We start from the raw sequence: 21,123 nt of genomic DNA, 5'->3' as shown, positions 1-21,123 counted from the left end.
CGCTCAAGGAAACGCCAGCCGGCCAGTCTGGATCGCCCACATCACGCTGGTCAGCGTGACCACGGACGCAAACGTCCCGAGCAGCACCGCGACGGAGGCAGACTCGATCCAGGCGTCGTTCTGCCGGGCGATGACGAACACGTTTAGCGCCGGCGGCAGCGAGGCCATCAGCACGGCGGTCGCGGCCCAGGGCTGCGCAAACGGGCCGAGCGCCAGCATCAGGCCGAAAGCTGCAAGCGGATGGATCAGGAGCTTGATCGCGATCACGCCCGGCACTTCCCACGGGACCCGATCGAACGGGCGGAGCGCCACGGTCACGCCGAGCACGAACAGCGCGGTCGGAGCGGCTGCGTTCTGGAGGAAGGTGATGGTGCGATCGAGTGCGACGGGCATCTCGATATGCAGCGATGCGAAGGCCGCGCCAAAGCAGGCCGACATGATCAGCGGGTTGAGCACGATCTGCTTCAGCACGACGCCGAAGGCATGCACGATCGAGGGATGATCGCGGTCGGAGAGCTCGATCAGCAACGGCACGATCGTGAACAGGAAGATGCTGTCGCAGCAGAAGATCAGCGCAGTCGGCGCGGAGGCCTTCGGCCCGAGCACGGCGAGCGCCAGCCCCGGTCCCATGTAGCCGATATTGCCGTAGCCGCCGGAGAGCCCGGCGAGCGTCGCCTCGCGCAGCGTCAGCCCGCCCAAAACCTTGCCGACGACCAGCGCGAGTGTGAACGCCGCAACGGTCGACAGGGTGGTCGCGACCAGGAACGGCGGGTTGTTCAATTCCGAAAACGGCGTCTTCGACATGATCGCAAACAGCAGCGCCGGCAGCGACACATAGAGCAGGAAGAAGTTCATCCAGGCGAGGCCCGATTCCGGCAGGGATTTGACCTTGCCACAGGCGAATCCAACGAAGATCAAGCCGAAATATGGTAGAGCCAGATTGAGGATATCGACCATTGATGAAGTGTTTTCTGAAGATTGGGGGCCTATCTGCCCCGCAACCGGGTTAATTCCAGATCAGGGCACTAGCATCGGCCACAATCCTGGTCTATCGACGGGGAATGATTAAAGCGCGGACCGCCAAATTCCAGATCGGACAGGTCGTGCGCCACCGGATCTTCTCGTTCCGGGGCGTGATCTTCGACATCGATCCGGAATTCAACAACACCGAAGAGTGGTGGCTGTCGATCCCCGAGGAGGTGCGGCCCCACAAGGACCAGCCGTTCTATCACCTGCTCGCGGAGAACTCGGAGTCGGAATACGTCGCCTATGTCTCCGAGCAGAATCTCGTGCCGGACGATTCCGGCGAGCCGGTCCGGCATTCCCAGGTCGCCGAGATCTTCGTCAAGGACAAGACCGGCTATCGCCCGCGCAATCCTTCGCTGAACTGAGTTTCGAAGCCATCAACTGGCCAGCAAAAAAGGCGCTCGAACCGAGCGCCTTTTTCATATGCGGGATTGATCCCTGATTACTTCTGTCCGGCCGGAGCGGCGCCAGGCGCTTGCTGCTGCTTCTTCTGCAGCTCTTCAGCCTTCTTCTGGAGCTCTTCCTGCAGCTTCCTCTGGGTTTCCTCGAACACCTTCGGATCGGTCGGCGGGCCGTCATAGGCCTTCTGGAATTCGCCGGCGAGCGGCAGCGGCAGCGTCAGCGGTGCGCCGTTGGCATTGATCGCCTGAACAACGAGGTTCTGGCCCTTCTTCATGTTGTTGATAAACTCGGGCGTGGCTTCGTAGTCGGACATGCAGCCGTTCTGGAAGCAGATCACATACGGGCTCTGCAACGGCGGATTGTTGTCCACGATGATGCGGGTGCCGTGCACCAACTGCATGCCGAGCGGCAGCGTCACGCGCAGGATCTTTTTCGGCTCGCCTTCTGGCTCGATGATGACGGCCGCGATGACCGGCTGGCCCGACTCGATACGGCCGTCCTTGCCGGTGAAGCAGACCTGCTTGGCATTGGCGTCCTGGCCCTTGAGGCAGAACTTGGTCCAGGGGGCGTAGATCAGCTGGATTTGCTGATCGGCCGGCTGGGCCGCGCCCTGCTGCGCTGGAGCGCCCTGCGCCGGAGCGCCCTGGGCGGGTGCCGGCTGGGCCGGTGCCTGAGCGGCCGGCGCCGGAGCCTTGGGGGCAGCCTTCGGAGCGGCCTTCGGGGTCGCCTTGGGCGCGGGCGTGCCCGGAGCTGGCGCGGGAGCCTGGGCCTCGGCGGCAAACGGGACGGCCAACGCCGTCGCCGTCAACAAGGCGAGAAGTCGCCCGCGCGGCCGGACGGACGCGGCCAAGTAACGGAAATTCATTGCGGAAAACCCTTTCTGAACGGGAAGTGCCCGAACCGCTTCGACGCACCGAGCCTGGCCGCGTTGGGCGCGGCTCTCTCCCCGTCAAATGAGGCAGATAAGTGACGGGCTCGGCGCTCTTGCGCGATTGCGTGCCTTCTTAACGTGGCCGACGAAAAGATCAATGCCGACAAGCGCCTTTGACCGCGCGTCGGCGTGCGCCCCCGGGAAAATCCCTGTGATAGGATTCAGGCCTGCGGTCCTCGAATCAACGTGTCCACATGTTCATGTTCCAGCGCCTTCTCGAGGGCCGTCCTGAAGGTCTTTGCGTCCGCCTCTGTGTCCTGGCTTTCGCCTTGGGGCTCCCGTTTTCCTTGGGGCTTCCGGCCAGCGGCGCAGAGGCCGAGGAAGCCCACGCCATCGCCATGCACGGCAAGCCGGCGATGCCTGCCGGTTTCACCCACATGCCTTACGTCAACCCTGACGCCCCCAAGGGCGGCCGGCTGACCTGGGGCGTTCTCGGCACCTTCGACAGCCTCAATCCCTTCATCGTCAAGGGACTGGCCGTGCAGCCGGTCCGGAACTACGTGGTCGAGAGCCTGCTCGCGCGCGGCAATGACGAGCCGTTCACGCTCTACGGACTGCTCGCCAGATCGGTCGAGACCGATGACGAGCGCAGCTTTGTCACGTTCCACATCGATCCCCGCGCGCGCTTCTCCGACGGCAAGCCGGTCCGCGCCGAGGACGTGCTGTTCTCCTGGCAGTTGCTGCGCGACCACGGCCGCCCCAACCACCGGCAATATTACGGCAAGGTGGCAAAGGCCGAGGCGCCGGATCCCCTCACCGTCCGCTTCGACCTTGCGGGAGCCAATGACCGCGAACTGCCGCTGATCCTCGGCCTGATGCCGATCCTGCCGAAACATGCGGTCGACGTCGCGGCTTTCGAGGAGACGACGCTGTCGGGCCCGGTCGGCTCCGGCCCCTATCGCGTCACCGCCGTGAGGCCCGGTGCCAGCGTGACGCTCACCCGCAATCCCGACTATTGGGGCCGTGACCTCGCCATCAATCGCGGGCTCTACAATTTCGAGGAGATCAGGCTCGACTATTTTCGCGAGGCCAACGGCCAGTTCGAAGCTTTCAAGCGCGGCCTCTATGATTTCCGCATCGAGCACGAGCCGCTGCGCTGGCACGACGGCTACGACTTTCCCGCGGCGAAGAATGGCGACGTGATCCGCGACACCTTCAAGCCGGGCGTGCCGCAACCTTCCGAATTTCTGGTGTTCAACACGAGGCGTCCCATATTCGCCGACATCCGCGTGCGCCAGGCCTTGACGCTGCTGTTCGATTTCGAGCTGGTGAACCGCAACTACTTCTTCAACCTCTACTCGCGCGTCGCCGGCTATTTTGCCGGCTCGGACCTCTCAGCGTATGGCAAGCCTGCGGATGCGCGCGAGCGCGAGTTGCTCAAGCCGTTCGCCGCGCAGATCCCGCCTGACATCATGGACGGCAGCTACCGCCTGCCGGTGACCGACGGTTCGGGCCGCGACCGGACCACGCTGCGCGCGGCGCTGAAGCTGTTGTCGGAGGCCGGCTACGATCTCGACGGCACCGTGCTGCGCAACCGTGCGACCAAGGCGCCCTTCACCTTCGAGATCCTGGTCACGACCCGCGACCAGGAACGCGTCGCGCTTGCCTTTCAGCGCGACCTCAGGCGCGCCGGCATCGAGCCCAGCGTGCGATCGGTCGATCCCGTGCAGTTCGACCAGCGCCGGCTCGCCTACGAATTCGACATGATCCAGAACCGCTGGGACCAGTCCCTGTCGCCCGGCAACGAGCAATATTTCTACTGGGGGAGCGCTGCCGCCGACAGTCCGGGCACCCGCAACTACATGGGGGCCCGGGATCCCGCGGTCGATGCGATGATCGCCGCACTGCTGGAAGCCCGTGAACACACGGATTTCGTATCCGCGGTGCGGGCGCTCGACCGCGCTTTGATCTCCGGTTTCTATACAATCCCCCTGTTTAACGTATCCGAGCAATGGATCGCGCGCTGGAATCGGATAGAACGGCCAGAGGCCACCTCGCTGTCCGGCTATTTGCCGGAGACCTGGTGGTCGAAGGGGCAGCCGCAAGCTCATCAAGCAAAGTGACGCCGTGAACCAGCCAGCCGTATCGCCGACGCTCGACACACTGTTTCAGCGCACGCTGATGCGGCAGCCGCACGCGACCGCTCTGCTCGACCCCCTGAACAAGTTCCGCGTGACCGGGCACGAGCCGCGGCGGATGAGCTATGCCGAGGCTGACACCGCCATCGAGGCGCTGTCCGCCTATTTCGTCGAATCAGGCCTGCCGGCCAATTCCGTCATCGCCATCCAACTGCCGAATACGGTCGAGTTCGTGCTCACCGTTCTCGCCGCCCATCGCGCCGGTCTTGTCGTCGCCGTGCTGCCGCTGCTCTGGCGCCATGCCGAACTGACCGCCGCTCTCAATCGTACCGCGGCGCGCGCCATCGTCACCATGAGCACGGTCGACGGCGTCAGCTATGCCGATCTCGCCATGCACGCGGCCGCGGAGGCCTTCTCGATTCGCCATGTCTGCGGCTTCGGCACCAACCTGCCCGAAGGCATGGCCTCGCTCGACGACGTGCAGGCCCGTCCGCCCGGCACAGCGCGCGCCGTGATTCAGGATGGCCGCAAGGCGGCGATGATCTCCTTCGACGTCACCGCCGAAGGCTTTCGTCCGGTGCCGCGGCCGCATTTCAGCCTGATCGCCGGGGGGCTCGCGATGTCGCTGGAAGCCGACATCAGGCAAGGCGCAACCGTGATGGCGGCGTTCACGCCGATGTCGTTCGCAGGGCTCGCCTCCTCGCTCGCGGTGTGGCTGCTGTGCGGCGGCACGCTGGCGCTGCATCACCCCTTCGAGAACGACGTGCTGGAGCAGCAGATCAATGCGCACGAATGCGACGTGCTGATCGCACCGGCACAGTTCGCCCAGCGGCTCGGCGATTCCGAGCTGGCGGCGCGGATGCCGAGCTTGCGCAACGTCATCGGCCTGTGGCGCGCCCCCGAGCAGGTGTCGGCGAGCGAGGCATGGATTGCGCCGCATGCGCCTTTCACGGACGTCTATCTGTTCGGCGAGGCCGGATTGTTCGGCGCCCGGCGTGGCGAGGACGGCATGCCGGTGCCGGTGATGCCGGGACCGCACGGCGCGCCGCGCGAGCAGTCGGGTTCGTCGATCGCCGGCGAGATTCTGCTGACGCCGAAGGGCACGCTCGGGCTGCGCGGCCCGATGGTGCCGATCGCGGCCTACGCCCCGCCGCCGCCGGTCGGCGACAGCCTGATCGCGCAGCCGCCACGCGACTATGTCGACACCGGCTACGCCGCGCGGCTCGACCGTCCCAGCGGCGCGATCTGCATCACCGCGCCGCCCTCCGGGATCATGGCCGTCGGCGGCTACCGCTTCCTCTCCAACGACCTGCAGGAATGGGCGCGCCGGCTCGGTCAGGGCGCGCTGCTGACCGCGCTGCCTGACCGGCTCTCCGGTCACCGGCTCGCGGGCCGGGCCCAGGACAATGCCCGCGCCCGCGAGGCGCTCAGCGAACTCGGGCTTAACCCCCTGATGGTCGAAGCTTTTCGCGACCGTTCCGGGCCGGTCTAAGCGGAGTTTCGACCGTTCCATTGACGCTGCATTAAGGCGGCCGGACTAGATTGCGCAGCACCTGTTGCGTGACCAGAGTTTCTCGATGTCCCAGGCCGGCCCGATCCTGTTTGTGTCCAATGGCGAGCGGCCGACCTTCCTTGCGGCGCTGGACGAGGCGCGCTTCTTTCCCGTGATCGACACCGGCTGGGCCGGCGCGGTGCGCGCGGTCGAAGAGGTGCAGCCGGCCGCGGTTCTCGCCGCGATGCATGCCGGGCACGAGCCGCATCTGGCGCCGCTCGCCAGCAAGATCGCAGAGCAATCCCCTTACCTTCCCTTCGTGGCATTGGATGCGGCGGGCGCGCTCCCGCACAACGTCCTGCCCTTCTCTTCCTCGCGCGCCGGCCATTCCGAACGCCTGATCGCGCGGCTTCGCGCCGCTCTACGGATTCGCACGCTCCATGCCACGGTGCTGCGCCGGCTGCCGGAGGTCAAAGTCGCGCTGCGGGAGGCTGATCCCGTTCGCGATGCCACGGTGCTTCTGATCGGCCGCGGCGCGGCTTACCCCGCGCTTTCCGTCGCGCTCGGCGAGCGCGTCGGCGTGATCGGGGCGCTCTCGATCGAGGCAGCGGCCAAGCATCTCAACACCCGCGACCTCGACGGCGTCGTGCTCGCCGAAGGTTTTACCCCCCGCGTGACCGATGCCTTTCTCACGGTGCTCGCCGAGGACACCCGCTTCCGCAGCCTGCCCGTGGTCGTCACTGCGCATCAGTTGACGCAGACTTACGACCTGCCCAATCTCGAACTGATCCCGGGCGAGCCGGCGAAGGTCGCCGCCAACGCGCTGCCCCTGATCCGCCAGCACGCCATGGAAGCCCAGCTGAGCCGTACGCTGCGCTCGATCGATGCCGGCGGCTGGCTCGACCCGCGCAGCGGCCTGCTCACGGCGGAAGCTTTTGCGCGCGATTTTGCCAAGGCGGTCGAGCAGACGCTGGCCCGCGGCGGCGGCCTCTCGGTCGCACGCTTCGCCTTCGATCCCGGCAATTCCCGCGCCCAGCTCGATGCCGCGCGCATTCTCAGCCGGCTGATGCGGCAGATGGATTTTGGCGTGGCGCAGAAGGACGGCTCGGTCGTCGTCGTGTTCGCGGAGACCGACTTCCGCACTGCGCACATGATCGCCCGCCGCCTCTCCGCGGTGATGCGGCACACGTCGAACGGCAAGCACGAGATGCGCAGCGATCCCGTCGTTTCGGTGGATTCGCTGTCGCCCTCGGATACGGCAAGGTCGCTGCTTGGGCGGCTGTCGGCCGAGGCATCGCGGGCGGCGTCGTAATCATCCGCGAGCGCTCGCTGCCGTCGGAGCTCGACTGCTCACATGTGGAAGCTTTACGCGAAACGCACCGTTCGCATTCTCATTCGCGAGGGCCGGCCGCTGGCGCAAAAAACCCGCGGCCGGTAAACGGTCGCGGGTCAAAAAATCAGAAGCTCTGCCAGTACATCCGTGGTCAAAGCAACGTCATTGGGATTGCGACAGCCTATGCGGCGCGCAGATCTTCAGCAGCAGACTTGCCGGTCTTGCGATCTGCAACGATTTCAAAAGAAACCTTCTGCCCTTCGTTGAGGGTATTCATGCCGGCGCGTTCAACGGCGCTGATGTGAACGAAGACATCCTGGCTGCCCTCGTCCGGCTGAATGAATCCGAAGCCCTTTTGGCTGTTAAACCACTTCACAGTTCCCGTCGTCATGGGGATCGTCCTTTAAGATAGATAAACGTTTAGCCGCGCTCAGAAGCGCGGTGGGTGTCGTCGAGATCTGGAGGGAGGGTCGTCAGTCAGGCGCGCTTTTCAGCGGCGAGGCCAAGTCGTTCGGCCGAAACTCGATAGACCGAACCTAGCAACTGGTCGATCATTGCGCAAGTGATCATATGTCGCTGTTCCGAGATCCGAGTGCGGCGCGTCGTTTCGCGCCGCCTCCAGAAACCTCTACGCCGCCTTCTTGCTCTGCGCGAGCTGCGCCAGCTGGCGCATGATCTCGGTGGTGCCGGCCAGACGCTCTTCCGGCGTCTCCCAGTCCTGCAGGAACACCACCTTCATGTCGGGCCGCACCTTCGCGGCCTGGCCGTGGCTGCGGATGAAGCTCACCAGCCGGTCGGGATGGGCGAAGGAATTGTCGCGGAAGGCGATGACGGCGCCCTTCGGACCGGCGTCGATCTTGCCGACATTGGCTTGGCGGCAGAACGCCTTGATCGCGGCGACCTTGAACAAATAGCGCACCTCGTCCGGCAACACGCCGAACCGGTCGCGCATCTCGGCGCCGAAGTTCTCGATCTCCTCCTCGCTGTCGAGGTCGGCGAGCCGGCGGTAGAGTGACAGCCGCACCGAGAGATCGCCGACATAATCCTCCGGAATCAGCACGGGCATGCCGATGGTGATCGTCGGCGACCAGCGGTCGGCCGCGGGCTCGGACACGCCAGCCTTGAGGTTGACGATCGCCTCCTCCAGCATCGATTGATAGAGCTCGAAGCCGACCTCCTTGATATGGCCGGACTGCTGCTCGCCCAGGATATTGCCCGCGCCGCGGATGTCGAGATCGTGCGAGGCGAGCTGGAAGCCCGCGCCCAGCGTCTCCAGCGATTGCAGCACGGTGAGCCGGCGCTCGGCCTGCGCCGTGATCTTCTGCTGCGCCGGCAGCGTGAACAGCGCATAGGCCCGCAGCTTGGACCGGCCGACGCGGCCGCGGAGCTGATACAGTTGGGCAAGGCCGAACATGTCGGCGCGATGCACGATCAGCGTGTTGGCGTTGGGGATGTCGAGGCCGGATTCCACGATCGTGGTCGACAGCAGGATATCGAACTTGCCGTCGTAGAACGCCGTCATGATATCCTCGATCACGGCGGGCGGCATCTGCCCGTGCGCAACCGCAACCTTCATCTCCGGCACGTTCTTGTCGAGGAAATCCCTGACCTCGGCGAGGTCGTCGATGCGCGGCACCACGTAGAACGCCTGGCCGCCGCGATAGCGCTCGCGCAGCAGCGCCTCGCGGATCATCAAGGGGTCGTGCGGGGCGACGAAGGTGCGGACCGCGAGGCGGTCGACCGGGGGCGAGGCAATGATCGAGAGCTCGCGCACGCCGGTGAGCGCCAATTGAAGTGTGCGTGGAATCGGCGTGGCCGACAGCGTCAGCACGTGCACCTCGGCGCGGAGCTGCTTCAGCCGCTCCTTGTGGGTCACGCCGAAATGCTGCTCCTCGTCGACGATCAGCAGGCCGAGATCCCGGAACTTGATCGACTTGCTGAGCAGCGCATGGGTGCCGACGACGATGTCGACCGAGCCGTCGGCGAGGCCCTTCTTGACCAGATTGAGCTGCTTGGCGGGCACCAGCCGGGAGGCCTGGGCGACCTGGACCGGGAAACCCTTGAAACGGTCGGTGAACGTCTTGTGATGCTGACGGGCGAGCAGCGTGGTCGGCACCACGACCGCGACCTGCTTGCCTTCGAGCGCCACCGCGAAGGCGGCGCGCAGCGCCACCTCGGTCTTGCCGAAGCCGACGTCGCCGCAGATCAGCCGGTCCATGGGACGGCCGAGCTCGAGGTCCTTCAGCGTGGACTCGATCGCACCAAGCTGATCCTCGGTCTCGTCATAGGGGAAGCGCGCGCAGAACTCGTCGTAGAGGCCCGGCTGCACCGGCAGCTTCGGCGCCTCATGGAGGTGGCGCTCGGCGGCGATCTTGATCAGCTCGCCCGCGATCTCACGGATGCGGTTCTTGAGCTTGGCCTTGCGCGTCTGCCAGCCCGAACCGCCGAGACGATCAAGTTCGACCGTGGTCTGGTCGGAGCCATAGCGCGACAGCAGCTCGATGTTCTCGACCGGCAGGAACAGCTTGGTCTCGGCGGCATAATGCAGCTCGAGGCAGTCATGGGGCGCGCCGGCGACGTCCAGCGTCTGCAGGCCGATGAAGCGGCCGATGCCGTGATCGACATGGACCACGATATCGCCGGCGGCGAGGCTCGTCACCTCCGAGATGAAATTGTCGAGCTTGCGGCTCGCCTTGCGCGGTCGGACCAGGCGATCGCCAAGGATATCCTGCTCGCTGATGACAGCGATCTCGTCGGTCTCGAATCCGCTTTCGAGGCCGAGCACGGCCAGCATGGTCTCGTTGCGCGGGGTCGCCTGCACCGTGCGCCAGCTGTTGACGCTGGTCACGGGGGTGAGCTTGTGATCGCGCAGCATCGAGGTCATGCGGTCGCGCGAGCCCTCCGTCCAGAGCGCGATGACCACCTTCTTGCGGTTTGTCAGTAGCCCATGCACATGTGCGACGACGGCTTCGAAGACATTGATCTTGTTATCGTTGCGCTCCGGGGCGAAGTCTCGTCCCTTGCGCGCGCCGGCATCGACCACGCTGGTACCATCAGCGGGCACCGAAAACTGGGTCAGCCGCACCAACGGCATCCCGCTCTCACGCTTGCCCCACTCCTCCTCGGTCAGGTAGAGCCTGTCAGGCGGCAGCGGCTTGTAGATGGCACCGCCGCCCGGATGCTCCATGGCGTCGCGGCGGGCCTGGTAATAATCGAGGATCTGCTTGAAACGCTCGCGGATGGCGTCCTCGGCCTGCGGCTCGATCGCGACGCAAGCTCCTTGCAGATAGTCGAACAGCGTGTCCATCCGGTCCTGGAACAGCGGCAGCCAATGCTCCATGCCGGGATGGCGGCGGCCCTCGCTGACGGCCTCGTAGAGCGCATCGTCGCGCTCGGGCGCGCCGAACTCGGCGACGTAGCCCATGCGAAAGCGGCGGATGGTCTCGGTGACGAGCTGGAATTCGGAGATCGGCACGAGATCGAGCGCGCGCATGTCGAGCAGCGTGCGCTGGGTCTCGGCATCGAAGGTGCGGATCGATTCCAGGCTGTCGCCGAAGAAATCGAAACGGACGGGCTGGTCCAGGCCGGCCGGAAACAGGTCCAGAATGCCGCCGCGCACCGCGTATTCGCCGGGCTCGCGCACGGTCGAGGAGCGGTTGTAGCCGTTGTGCTCGAGCCAGGCGATGATGGTATCCATCGGCACGACGTTGCCGGGCGCGACCGACAGCGCCTGCGCCGCGACGAGCTCGCGCGCCGGCACGCGCTGTACCACGGCGTTCACCGTGGTCAGCACGATCAGCGGCTTGTCGCTACCGGTCAGTGACGCCAGCCGCGCCAGCGTCGTCAGGCGCTGCGCGAGGACGCCACCATGCGGCGAGACGCGGTCATAGGGCTGGCAGTCCCAGGCCGGGAAGGTCAGCACGGGCAAATCGGGCGCGAAGAATTGCAGGGCACGTTCGAGCTGCTGCATCCGCGGCCCGTCGCGACAGATCACCGCGAGGCTGACAGCCGGCTTCTTCGGCCGCGCCGCGATGGCGCGCGCGAGATCAGAGATGACGAGGCCCTCGGCACCCTCGGCAACATTGGCAAGCGTGAGCGCGCGGCCGGGCGTGAGCAGCTCGGCCGGCGATTTCATCCCCTGCTTCATACGTCGCGGTCCGCGATCGGAAACCTCTTGATGCGCGCAAACAGCGGGCCGATGACGTCGGCGGCAAGCACCTTGTCGCCGGTGATGGCGGCATAGAGGTCGGGATCGGCCTCTTCGAGCAGGGTCTCGAGCTGCGTCAGCTCGTCATCGGACAGATTGCCGATCTCGGCATCCGCGAACCGGCCGAGGATCAGGTCCATCTCGCGCGTGCCGCGGTGCCAGCAGCGGAACAGAAGCCGCTTGCGGCGGTCGTCCAGCCCGTTGCTCGATCGTGTCGTTCCCGTCATGTCTCAAATCCAGTCAAACGCCAAAAGCCCGGACGTGCCGGGCCGGGGTGATATAGCCACTCGGGCGGGCCCTGTCAGCCCTCGATTTGTCATGGCCCGCTGCCCCGCAGGGGCACGAAAAAACACGTGGATGCCGGGCATAAAGCCGGGCATGACGAGCGAAAACGGTCCTAGATTCGCCTGATGCGCCCCAGCCTGCTCAACCCGCTGTTTGCCCCCGTGACCAGCCTGCCCGGCGTCGGTCCGAAGCAGGACAAGCTGCTGCAATATCTGCTCAGCCGCAATGAGACGCCGCGGCTGGTCGATCTGTTGCTGCATTTGCCGAGCCAGGTGATCGACCGTCGCGCCCGGCCGAAGATCCGCGACGCCGTGCAGGGAACCATGGTGACGCTGGAGGTCACGGTCGACCGCCACCGCCCGCCCCCGCCGCGCAATGCGCGCGCGCCCTACCTCGTTTACGCCAGCGACGACACCGGCGACGTCGTGCTGACGTACTTCCGCGCAAAGCCCGGCTATGTCGAGAAGCTGCTGCCGATCGGCGAGAAGCGCTTCGTCTCCGGCACGCTCCAGATGTACGACGCCATCCCGCAGATCGTGCATCCCGACCGGGTGCTGGACGAGGAGGCGATTTCCAAACTCTCCGGCATCGATCCCGTCTATCCCTTGACCGAGGGCCTTGCACTCGGCTCGCTGCGCCGTGCGGTCGCGCAGGCGCTGCAGAAGCTCCCGGCACTGCCGGAATGGATCAGCCCGGAGGTGCTGCGCCGCTGCGGCTTCCCGCCGATCGCCGAGGCGCTCACCCGCGTGCACCAGCCGGTCGAGCTCACCGACATTCTGCCCGACCAGCCGTTCTGGTCGCGCCTCGCCTTCGACGAACTCCTGGCCGGGCAACTTGCGCTTGCCCTGATCCGCGCCCAATTGCGACGCCCGGCCGGTGTGCGCAACGCCGGCGACGGGCACCTCCGCAACAAAATCATCGATGCCCTGCCCTATGCGCTGACAACCTCCCAGCGCGACGCAGCAGCCGCCATCGCCAATGATCTACAACAGCCGGTGCGCATGTTGCGCCTGCTCCAGGGCGACGTCGGCTCCGGCAAGACCGTGGTCGCGCTGCTGGCCGCCGCTGCCGTCACTGAGGTCGGCAAGCAGGCCGCCTTGATGGCGCCGACCGAAATTCTGGCTCGTCAGCATATCAAGACCATCGCGCCGCTCGCCGAGCGCGCGGGCATGCGGGTCGCGATCCTCACCGGCCGCGAAAAGGGCAAGGAGCGGCGTGACCTGCTGGCACAACTCGAAGCCGGCGAGATCGACCTGCTCGTCGGCACCCATGCGCTGATCCCGGACGACGTGATCTTTAGCGATCTCGCCCTCGCCGTCGTCGACGAGCAGCATCGTTTTGGCGTGCGCGAGCGGCTGGCGCTGACGGCAAAGGGCGAGGCCGTCGACGTGCTGGTGCTGAGCGCCACGCCGATTCCGCGCACGCTGGTGCTGACCTATTTCGGCGACATGGACATCAGCGAGCTCAGGGAGAAGCCGGCCGGCCGCCAGCCGATCGAAACTCGCACCATATCGATGAGCCGCCTCGGCGAGGTCACCGACAGCATCGGCCGCGCGCTCGAATCCGGCAAGCTGGTCTACTGGATCTGCCCGCTGGTCGAGGAATCCGAGGCCGAGGGTACCGAGCACCTGACCAATGCGACCAGGCGCTTCGAAACCCTGCAAAAGCGTTTCGGCGACCGTGTCGGCCTCGTCCACGGCCAGATGAAGGGCACAGAGAAGGACCGCGTCATGGGCCAGTTCGCCGCCCACGAGATCGGTCTGCTGGTCGCGACCACCGTGGTCGAGGTCGGTGTCGACGTGCCGGCGGCGACCATCATGGTGATCGAGAACGCCGAACGCTTTGGCCTCGCTCAGCTTCATCAATTGCGCGGCCGCATCGGGCGCGGCTCGGAGGCCTCGACCTGTCTGCTGCTCTACTCCGAGCCGCTCGGCGAGATGTCGAGAGCACGGCTGAAGGTGATCCGCGAGACCACCGACGGCTTTCGGATCGCCGAGGAAGATCTGAAGCTGCGCGGCGAAGGCGATGTGCTCGGCGTGCGCCAGAGCGGCCTGCCCGGCTACCGCATCGCCCGCTCGGAGGTGCACGGCCAGCTCATCACGCAGGCCCGCGACGAGGCGCTGCGCATCCTGAAGGACGATCCAAAACTCAAGGGCGAGCGCGGCGAGGCACTGCGCTGCCTGCTGTATCTGTATGAGCGGGATGAAGCGATCCCGCTGATCGGAGCGGGTTAGCTGGCCGCTCGTTGCCGCCCAATCTCATAAGCCGCCACATGCGCCCGGGCGAGATCCAGCAGGGGCGTGTCGATGCCGAGTGCACGGGCCCGGTTGGCCATATCGCCGAGGATATGCTCCGCCTCGGTGACCGAGCCGCGCTCGATATCACGCAGCATCGAGGCCTTGAGCGGGGAATCCGGGGTCGTGAACAGCTTGCGGTCAAACTCGATGAAAGGCGCTCGCGGCTCAAAACCCGAGGCCGTGGCGACGGCGCAGCATTCGGCAAACAGGCGGAAGATGGATTGCTCGCCGTTCGGAACGGCCAGAATGTCTCCGATGCTTGCACGCATCAGGCAGGTGATGCCGGCGAGCGTCGAGAGCTGGACGAATTTCTCCCACATGTCCTGCATGATCGCTTCGCTGGCGCGCACGTCGATACCGGGCACGTGCAGCAGCGTCTCCAGGGCGAGCACACGCTCGCTCAACGACCCCCCGATTTCGCCGAAGACGATGGTCTGATTGGCCATGAACTGAACGACGCGACCATCCGCATCGAGCCCGGCACTGACGTTCGCGAGCCCGCCGAGAACCTGAGCGGCGCCGAACCGCGCCGTCAGGGCGTCGACATGTTTCAGCCCGTTGAGGATCGGCAAAATCATCGTGTGGGCGCCAACGGCCGGGGCAAACTGGGCCATCGCATCGTCGAGCGAGTAGGATTTCACCCCGACGAGCACGACGTCGAACGTTTCCTTGAGGTCGTTGGCCAGGATGATCTTCGGCTGCACGGCGAAATCGCCCTGCGGGCTCACGACCTGCAATCCATTCCGCCGCAATTGCTCCGCACGCCCGGCCCGCACCAGAAAGTTCACGTCGCCGCCGGCTCGGACCAGGCGCGCTCCGTAGTAGCCTCCGAGCGCTCCCGCGCCGATCACAAGCACTCTCATTCGAACTCCCATTGCGGAGTGACCGCTTTCGCAGAAACAATAACAGATGAGCCTCGCGACGTCTCCTCAACCGGCGTGCGCGCGCAAGAACCTGCCGTGCTCGGCTTCGGTCCCCTCGTTGGCGGGGAACATGCACTCGAGCCGCAGCTCCTCCGCCGTCACCGTCTGCGGCGTTCCAACCGTCGTGATCAGGGAGAAGTAGTCCAGCGTCACACCGTCCTTGACGAAGGACAACGGGATCATCGGCATCGCATCGGATGCCGACGGCGCACGCCATTCCGGCTTCACCCCGGGGTATTGCGACAGCTCCTCCAGCAACGCCTTCGTCCTGATGTCAACCACGTGTCCGACTGCCTCGCGATACACCCGCGCCAGCAGCCCGCGTGCGGTCTGCGGCCAGTTCGCGATAAAAGGGCGCATGCCCTCCGGATCGAACATAAGATGCAGCAGGTTTCGTGGCGCCGGCCGTGCGGACATGTCGATGAAGCAATTGAACAGAAGCGGCGCGGCCTCATTGGTCATCAGCACGTTCCAGTACCGGTCCATGACGATGGCGGGAAACGGCTCGTGCTGACGCAGCATGCGTTGCAGGGCACGGTTGATGCTCGTCATGCCGGGCGCCTCGAGCGCGGGCTCGGAATAGGACGGCGCATAGCCGGCGGCCAGCAGCAGCTCGTTGCGTTCGCGCAAGGGCACGTCGAGGGCTTGCGCAAGGTCGAGCAGCATCTGGCGGCTCGGAACGCTGCGGCCGCTCTCGACGAAGCTGATGTGCTTCTGCGAGACGCCGGCGTCGAAGGACAGGTCGAGCTGCGTCTTGCCGCGAATGTCCCGCCATTGACGCAGCAGCGCGCCCGCGGAACTGGCGCGCGTCTTGAGGGCACTGGCCGTCGCTTTCATGGCCGACTGATCCTTCCTGTCGATGTGCGGCATCGTCAACGCGCATCGGCGGCGGTACGTCGGCTTGTCCGAGGCACCACCGCCGATGGTAGCAGGTTCGTGGCGATCAACCGAAGGCGACCGGCCCCACGGCACCGACCCAGTGCCGTACCTTGGTGTCGTTCCTCTCGTCCATGTAGAAGAAGTGCGTCATCGTGGGATGAACCGTCTTCATTGAGGGATCATCGGGTGTCATGTCCACGACACCCCGAAACACCTTCAGCGAGCCCGCGTCCCAATATTCGGTGATGTGATGGAGCGCGGTGAATCCGGTGTCGATGAAGGCCTTCAGATTGCCGCGGATCGCCTCGCGCCCCTTCCAATCGGCGACGCCGAGGTTGCAAACGGCATCTTCCGTAAAACAGTCGAAGCCTGGTCCGAAGGTCTTGTTGTCGATCTCCCGCCACATGTCGAGCAGCCATTGCGGCGGTTCCTTCTTCGTAAACACGACTTGCATAGCTCTCTCCTCATGCACCGACACACACGCGACAGGAGGCTTGATGGAATGCTTCCTGTCGGGTGAATGACCGGGACAGTAGCCAGGCTGCAGATGAGCTCAATTACATGCCAGGTAATAACGCGCGTTCGGAGGCCTCCTCTTTCCCTTCGCCCGACTTTATGGAACCCTACGACGATGCGCCGGATCATCGTTGTAGGCTGTCAGGGTAGCGGAAAGACGAGCCTCTCCCGAAATCTCGGGCAAAAGCTCGCGCTGCCGGTAGTGCATCTCGACGTGCTCTACTGGCGGCCGGGATGGAAGCCATCCGACAAACCGAACTTCCGAGCACGGGTTACTGACGCGATCGCGGGCGACGCATGGGTTGTCGACGGCAGCTTCTCGGGACTTGCCTTCGATCTCACGCTCGCGCGCGCCGATACGCTGGTCGTCATCGACCGCCCGCGCTGGCTCTGCCAGTGGCGCATTCTCCTGCGATCCGCCTTCGATCGCGACAAGGCCCGGCCTGATCTCCCGGAGGGGTGCCCCGAGCAGTTCGACTGGAAATTGATGCGCGAGGCGTGGCGCTACGACACCGAGCGCGCGCCTGTCATCGAGGCCGAGCGTATGCAGTATGGCGCTGACGTTCCGGTCGTGCGCTTGAGACGCGATCGAGACATCCAGCGGTTTCTGGATTCGCTGCACGGCACATGATGGATGGCGGTGACGTGAGACCGGACGATCAGGATTTCTTCTGCGCGATGCGCGCGGCGAATGCCTTCATCAGGTCGGTATCCGCCGCCTCGCCTTTCGCATCCTCGGCGAGGTGGTCGAACCAGCGCGCAAAGCCTTCGTAAACCTGGCTCGCCGGATGATCGGGGCCGAGGAAGCCGGAAATCTCCCGCATCTCCGCGACCCAGCGATAGGCTTTCGGAATCATGTCCGGCAGCGCGACTTCGAGCCGGGCCAGAACCGCGGGCTGGCTGAGTGCGAGTTCGTCGCGCAGCGCATCCGCAGCCCCCGCTTTCGTTGCCGCGACCACCATCGCCGCGCCGATCCCGGCGAGGCCCTTGACGATCCCGGCATAGGACATTTTCAGCGCGGACGCGGCACCGACCGGCCCTTCGACGATCCGCACGTCGAGCCCGAAATCCTTCAGCACGGCGACATCCTTGGCGTGCTCGCCCGACATGTAGAAGGCCGGGCTCTTGCCACCGGGCTGGGGCGGGAACCCGATGATGCCGGCATCGACGAACGGCGCCTGTGCCGAGCCGATGATCTCCTCGATCCTCATCACGGTATCGACGTTGACGGCATTGCAATCGACCACGACCGGCTTCTTCTCGCGCCGGACGATCAGCCCGGCCAGCCGCTCGGCGAGCGCCACGGCTTCGCCCGGCGGCACGATCGACAGGATGATGTCGGCGTCCGCGATCGCGTCGTCCTCGGCGCCGATCATGCCGGCATCCGTGGCGCGTTTGCGCGTCGCTTCGCTCCGCCCTCTCAACGACGTCAGCACACGCGCACCGTGCTCGCCGAGACGGCGGGCCACGGCACTGCCCATGGCACCGGGCGCGAGGATCGCAATAGTTTTGGACATCGTGCACTCCAGATCGAAGCCCGAGCAACGCGCTCAGTTCAATCGGAGACTAGCAGAGGACGAGACGCCCGCGTGAACGGCGGCCATCCCGCAGGGGAATGGCCCTACTCCACCTTCGCAGGCTGGGGCTGCACCGCCGCCGAGGCGTTGGCAATACGCGCGGCATTCGCCATGCCCGCCAGCGCCGCTGCCTTCTTCGAATCGGGCGCTGAGCCCGGCTGCACGACGCCGGCCGACATGATCAGCGTCGCGGCATCCTCGGTGCTCATGTCGACCTCGACGATCTTGCTCTTGGGCACATAGAAGAAGAAGCCGGTCGTCGGGTTCGGCGAGCACGGCAGGAACACCGAGACGTGCTCCTCCTGACCCGGCAGGCTGCGGGAGACGTCCTCGTTCGGCGCTTGCGAGATCAGCACGATCGACCACATGCCCGGCGAGGGAAACTCAACCAGGCCGACCTTGCGGAAGCTCGAGCCCTTGCCCGAGAACAGCGTCTCGAACACCTGCTTCAGGCCGCGGTAGATGGCGCGTACCGCCGGGATGCGGCCGAGGAAGGTCTCGCCGACATCGACCAGTGTCCGGCCGATCAAATTGGCCGCGAGGAAGCCGACCAGCGTCAACGTGAAGAATGCGACGATCAGCCCCCAGCCGGGAATGACATAGGGCAGATAAGTCTCGGGCCGATAGGCCAGCGGCACGAACGGCCGCACCACGCCATCGACCCAGGTGACGAACCACCAGACCAGATACAGCGTGATCGCAATCGGCCCCGTCACGATGAGGCCGGTGAGGAAATAGTTACGGAAGCGGCCGATCAGGCCGGTATGCGGCTCGGGCACGGCATCAAGAGGCGCAGGCGCGTCGTCACGGGGGTTCATTCGGGTTCCAAGTCAGTCGCTTCGTCCAAGCTAGGGTCTTCTAGCAGGTTTTGGAAGACCACGAAGCGTCCCGCACTCGACCCTTCTGCCTATTCCACCGTCACGGATTTCGCGAGATTGCGCGGCTGGTCGACATCGGTCCCCATGATGACCGCCGTATGATAGGCGAGCAGCTGAACCGGGACCGCATAGACCATCGGCGTGAACGCCGCCGCCATATCGGGCATGACGATGGTGACGAGGGACTCGACGGTTGCCTCCTGCGCGCCTTTGGCGTCGGTCATCAGGATGATCTTGCCGCCGCGAGCGGCGACCTCCTGCATGTTGGAGACGGTCTTTTCGAACACCCGGTCGTAGGGCGCGATGACGACGACAGGCATGGTCTCGTCGATCAGCGCGATCGGGCCGTGCTTGAGCTCGCCGGCGGCATAGCCCTCGGCGTGGATGTAGGAGATTTCCTTCAGCTTCAACGCCCCTTCGAGGGCGAGCGGGAAGCTGGTGCCGCGACCGAGATAGAGCACGTCGCGAGATTTCGCGATCTCGCGCGCGAGCTTCTCGATCTGGAGCTCGGTGGTGAGCGCATCCGACATCAAACGCGGGATTTCGACGAGCCCGTGAACGAGCTTGGTCTCGTCCTCGTCGGTCAGTTCGCCGCGGGCCTTGCCAGCCGCGATCGCAAGATTTGCCAGCACCATGAGCTGGCAAGTGAACGCCTTGGTCGAGGCGACGCCGATCTCTGGGCCGGCCAGCGTTGGTAGCACGGTCTCGCTTTCGCGCGCGATCGTCGAGGTCGGCACGTTGACGACGGCCACCGTGTGCACGCCTTGGGCCTTGGCGTAGCGCAGCGCGGCCAAGGTGTCGGCGGTCTCGCCCGACTGCGAGATGAAGATGGCGAGATCACCCTTGCGCAAGGGCGCCTCGCGGTAGCGGAATTCGGAGGCGACATCGACCTCGACCGGCACGCGCGCGAAACGCTCGAACCAGTATTTTGCGACGAAGCCGGCGTAGCTCGCAGTGCCGCAAGCCGTGATGTTGATGCGCTGGATGTTCTTGAAGTCGAACGGCAGCTTGACCGGCAGCGAGACCCGCTCGGTCGCCATGTCGACATAGCGTGCCAGCGTGTGGCCGACCACTTCCGGCTGCTCGTGGATCTCCTTGGCCATGAAGTGGCGGTAATTGGCCTTGTCGACCAGCGAGGTCGAGGCCGCGTGCTTGGTCTTCTCGCGCTGGACGGCATGGCCGTCCTTGTCGAAGATCGAAGCGCTTGTATGGGTCAGCACGACCCAGTCGCCGTCCTCGAGATAGCTGATCGTGTCGGTGAACGGCCCGAGCGCGATGGCGTCGGAGCCGAGATACATCTCGCCGTCACCATAGCCGATCGCGAGCGGCGGACCGTTGCGCGCACCGATCATCAAATCGTCCTCGCCCGCGAAGATGAAGCCGAGTGCGAACGCGCCGCGCAGCCGCGCCAGCGTCAATTTCACCGCTTCCACCGGCTTGTTGCCGCGCGTGAGCAGGTCGTCGACGAGATGCAGCACGATCTCGGTGTCGGTCTGGGTGTGGAACACCGTGCCTTTCTTCTCGAGCTCCTCGCGCAGCTCGCGGAAATTCTCGATGATGCCGTTGTGAACGACGGCGACACGCTCGGTCGCGTGCGGGTGCGCATTGTTCACGGTCGGCTTGCCGTGGGTGGCCCAGCGGGTGTGACCGATTCCGGTCGTGCCCTTGAGCGGCTCGGCCCCCAGCCGCTTCTCCAGATTCTTCAGCTTGCCCTCGGCGCGGCGGCGCTCGAGATGCTTGCCTTCGAGCGTGGCGACGCCCGCGGAATCATAGCCGCGATATTCAAGACGTTTGAGCGAATCCACCAATTGCTCTGCAACCGGCTCGCGCCCGAGAATGCCGACAATCCCGCACATGCGGATCAATATCCCCCAAATCGTCGAAAAATCGCCTAAACGACCAGCTCAGTTTTTAGCGAAGTTCCTAAGGAACCAGATACTCAATAATTATTGCTGATTGAGACAGCACCGACGGCGACCGAGCCTCGCCTGCGTCGAACTGGCTGGGCCTTAAACCGCGCGCGTTAACTTGTTGTCAACAAATTTGGCCAACCCTTGCGTACCAAGGAGAGAGGCCATGAAAGGCTCATCCAACCGCAAAGGCCTGTCATCGATGGCGGTGCGCGCCAGCGAGACCACCGGCACGCACCTCGCGCATTGGCCGACGCCCCAGCGCGGCAAGGAAAGCAAGCCCGTCTTCATCAAGCACGTCGCCGGCGAGCCGGCGAAGCGTGCCAAGCCGCGCGGCTGGCGCCTGACGCGCGCGATCTTCTCCGAATTCGCCGACGACGAATAGCGGC

Annotated in this window: 18 protein-coding genes; 7 read left to right on the top strand and 11 right to left on the bottom strand. The window is 65.2% G+C overall.

Going from position 1 to position 21,123, the window contains the following annotated elements:
- Nucleotides 1-3: 3 nt before the first annotated feature.
- A complete protein-coding gene (locus IVA93_RS18600; protein WP_204511255.1) occupies nucleotides 4-957 on the bottom strand; it encodes an AEC family transporter in 954 nt (317 codons plus the stop codon).
- 104 nt (nucleotides 958-1,061) lie between these two features.
- Between IVA93_RS18600 and hspQ the strand changes: the two genes are divergently transcribed.
- Nucleotides 1,062-1,391 carry a heat shock protein HspQ gene (gene hspQ / locus IVA93_RS18595; RefSeq protein ID WP_018457927.1) on the top strand — a complete coding sequence of 110 codons (330 nt, stop codon included), beginning with the start codon at nucleotides 1,062-1,064 and terminating at the stop codon, nucleotides 1,389-1,391.
- A gap of 77 nt (nucleotides 1,392-1,468) precedes the next feature.
- On the opposite strand, the gene IVA93_RS18590 is transcribed toward hspQ, so the two are convergent.
- Nucleotides 1,469-2,293 carry an invasion associated locus B family protein gene (locus tag IVA93_RS18590; RefSeq protein ID WP_018457928.1) on the bottom strand — a complete coding sequence of 275 codons (825 nt, stop codon included), beginning with the start codon at nucleotides 2,291-2,293 and terminating at the stop codon, nucleotides 1,469-1,471.
- Between the two features lie 260 nt (nucleotides 2,294-2,553).
- Between IVA93_RS18590 and IVA93_RS18585 the strand changes: the two genes are divergently transcribed.
- The 3 genes from IVA93_RS18585 (at nucleotide 2,554) to IVA93_RS18575 (ending at nucleotide 7,241) form a co-directional block, all read left to right on the top strand.
- Nucleotides 2,554-4,422 (top strand): extracellular solute-binding protein, encoded by a 1,869-nt coding sequence (locus IVA93_RS18585; protein WP_204511256.1) that lies wholly within the window; start codon nucleotides 2,554-2,556, stop codon nucleotides 4,420-4,422.
- 4 nt (nucleotides 4,423-4,426) lie between these two features.
- Entirely contained in the window at nucleotides 4,427-5,929 is a 1,503-nt protein-coding gene (locus IVA93_RS18580) for an AMP-binding protein (RefSeq protein WP_085353103.1), read from the top strand.
- Nucleotides 5,930-6,014: 85 nt separating this feature from the next.
- Nucleotides 6,015-7,241, top strand: coding sequence for a GGDEF domain-containing protein (locus IVA93_RS18575; RefSeq protein WP_247539349.1), 1,227 nt, complete (start codon nucleotides 6,015-6,017; stop codon nucleotides 7,239-7,241).
- Between the two features lie 202 nt (nucleotides 7,242-7,443).
- Here IVA93_RS18575 and IVA93_RS18570 read toward each other — a convergent pair whose 3' ends face one another.
- The 3 genes from IVA93_RS18570 to IVA93_RS18560 form a co-directional block, all read right to left on the bottom strand.
- Nucleotides 7,444-7,653: a cold-shock protein gene (locus tag IVA93_RS18570; protein WP_018457932.1), complete on the bottom strand. Its 210-nt coding sequence runs from the start codon at nucleotides 7,651-7,653 to the stop codon at nucleotides 7,444-7,446.
- A gap of 237 nt (nucleotides 7,654-7,890) precedes the next feature.
- On the bottom strand, nucleotides 7,891-11,409 hold the full coding sequence (gene mfd, locus IVA93_RS18565) for a transcription-repair coupling factor (RefSeq protein WP_018457933.1): 3,519 nt from the start codon (nucleotides 11,407-11,409) through the stop codon (nucleotides 7,891-7,893).
- Nucleotides 11,406-11,696, bottom strand: a complete 291-nt coding sequence (locus IVA93_RS18560) for an FAD assembly factor SdhE (RefSeq protein ID WP_247370408.1) — start codon at nucleotides 11,694-11,696, stop codon at nucleotides 11,406-11,408. Before IVA93_RS18560 ends, mfd begins: the two co-directional genes overlap by 4 nt.
- Nucleotides 11,697-11,879: 183 nt before the next feature.
- Here IVA93_RS18560 and recG point away from each other — a divergent pair, with 183 nt between their 5' ends.
- The gene (gene recG, locus IVA93_RS18555) at nucleotides 11,880-13,988 is read left to right on the top strand and encodes an ATP-dependent DNA helicase RecG (RefSeq protein ID WP_247370405.1); all 2,109 of its coding nucleotides are present in this window, start codon (nucleotides 11,880-11,882) and stop codon (nucleotides 13,986-13,988) included.
- On the opposite strand, the gene panE is transcribed toward recG, so the two are convergent.
- From panE to IVA93_RS18540, 3 genes are all read right to left on the bottom strand, one after another.
- On the bottom strand, nucleotides 13,985-14,914 hold the full coding sequence (panE, locus tag IVA93_RS18550) for a 2-dehydropantoate 2-reductase (RefSeq protein ID WP_018457936.1): 930 nt from the start codon (nucleotides 14,912-14,914) through the stop codon (nucleotides 13,985-13,987). The two genes, recG and panE, sit on opposite strands and share 4 nt — an antisense overlap.
- Before the next feature lie 66 nt (nucleotides 14,915-14,980).
- A complete protein-coding gene (locus IVA93_RS18545; protein ID WP_026233463.1) occupies nucleotides 14,981-15,811 on the bottom strand; it encodes a helix-turn-helix domain-containing protein in 831 nt (276 codons plus the stop codon).
- A gap of 106 nt (nucleotides 15,812-15,917) precedes the next feature.
- On the bottom strand, nucleotides 15,918-16,307 hold the full coding sequence (locus IVA93_RS18540) for a hypothetical protein (protein WP_018457938.1): 390 nt from the start codon (nucleotides 16,305-16,307) through the stop codon (nucleotides 15,918-15,920).
- Between the two features lie 177 nt (nucleotides 16,308-16,484).
- On the opposite strand from IVA93_RS18540, the gene IVA93_RS18535 reads away from it, so the two are divergent.
- A complete protein-coding gene (locus IVA93_RS18535) occupies nucleotides 16,485-17,000 on the top strand; it encodes a P-loop NTPase family protein (RefSeq protein ID WP_247789900.1) in 516 nt (171 codons plus the stop codon).
- A gap of 28 nt (nucleotides 17,001-17,028) precedes the next feature.
- Here IVA93_RS18535 and IVA93_RS18530 read toward each other — a convergent pair whose 3' ends face one another.
- The 3 genes from IVA93_RS18530 to glmS form a co-directional block, all read right to left on the bottom strand.
- Nucleotides 17,029-17,886 (bottom strand): NAD(P)-dependent oxidoreductase, encoded by an 858-nt coding sequence (locus IVA93_RS18530; RefSeq protein WP_085353114.1) that lies wholly within the window; start codon nucleotides 17,884-17,886, stop codon nucleotides 17,029-17,031.
- Nucleotides 17,887-17,990: 104 nt separating this feature from the next.
- Nucleotides 17,991-18,764, bottom strand: coding sequence for a DUF502 domain-containing protein (locus IVA93_RS18525; protein ID WP_018457941.1), 774 nt, complete (start codon nucleotides 18,762-18,764; stop codon nucleotides 17,991-17,993).
- A gap of 89 nt (nucleotides 18,765-18,853) precedes the next feature.
- Nucleotides 18,854-20,680 carry a glutamine--fructose-6-phosphate transaminase (isomerizing) gene (gene glmS / locus IVA93_RS18520; RefSeq protein WP_247789899.1) on the bottom strand — a complete coding sequence of 609 codons (1,827 nt, stop codon included), beginning with the start codon at nucleotides 20,678-20,680 and terminating at the stop codon, nucleotides 18,854-18,856.
- A gap of 220 nt (nucleotides 20,681-20,900) precedes the next feature.
- On the opposite strand from glmS, the gene IVA93_RS18515 reads away from it, so the two are divergent.
- The gene (locus IVA93_RS18515; protein WP_247370398.1) at nucleotides 20,901-21,119 is read left to right on the top strand and encodes a hypothetical protein; all 219 of its coding nucleotides are present in this window, start codon (nucleotides 20,901-20,903) and stop codon (nucleotides 21,117-21,119) included.
- The last annotated feature ends 4 nt before the right edge of the window (nucleotides 21,120-21,123 follow it).

It is taken from the genome of Bradyrhizobium sp. 155 (assembly GCF_023101105.1).
Lineage (GTDB): Bacteria > Pseudomonadota > Alphaproteobacteria > Rhizobiales > Xanthobacteraceae > Bradyrhizobium > Bradyrhizobium canariense_D.
The sequence above is the reverse complement of the archived record's forward strand: the minus strand, read 5'-3'. Positions and strand labels throughout refer to the sequence as shown.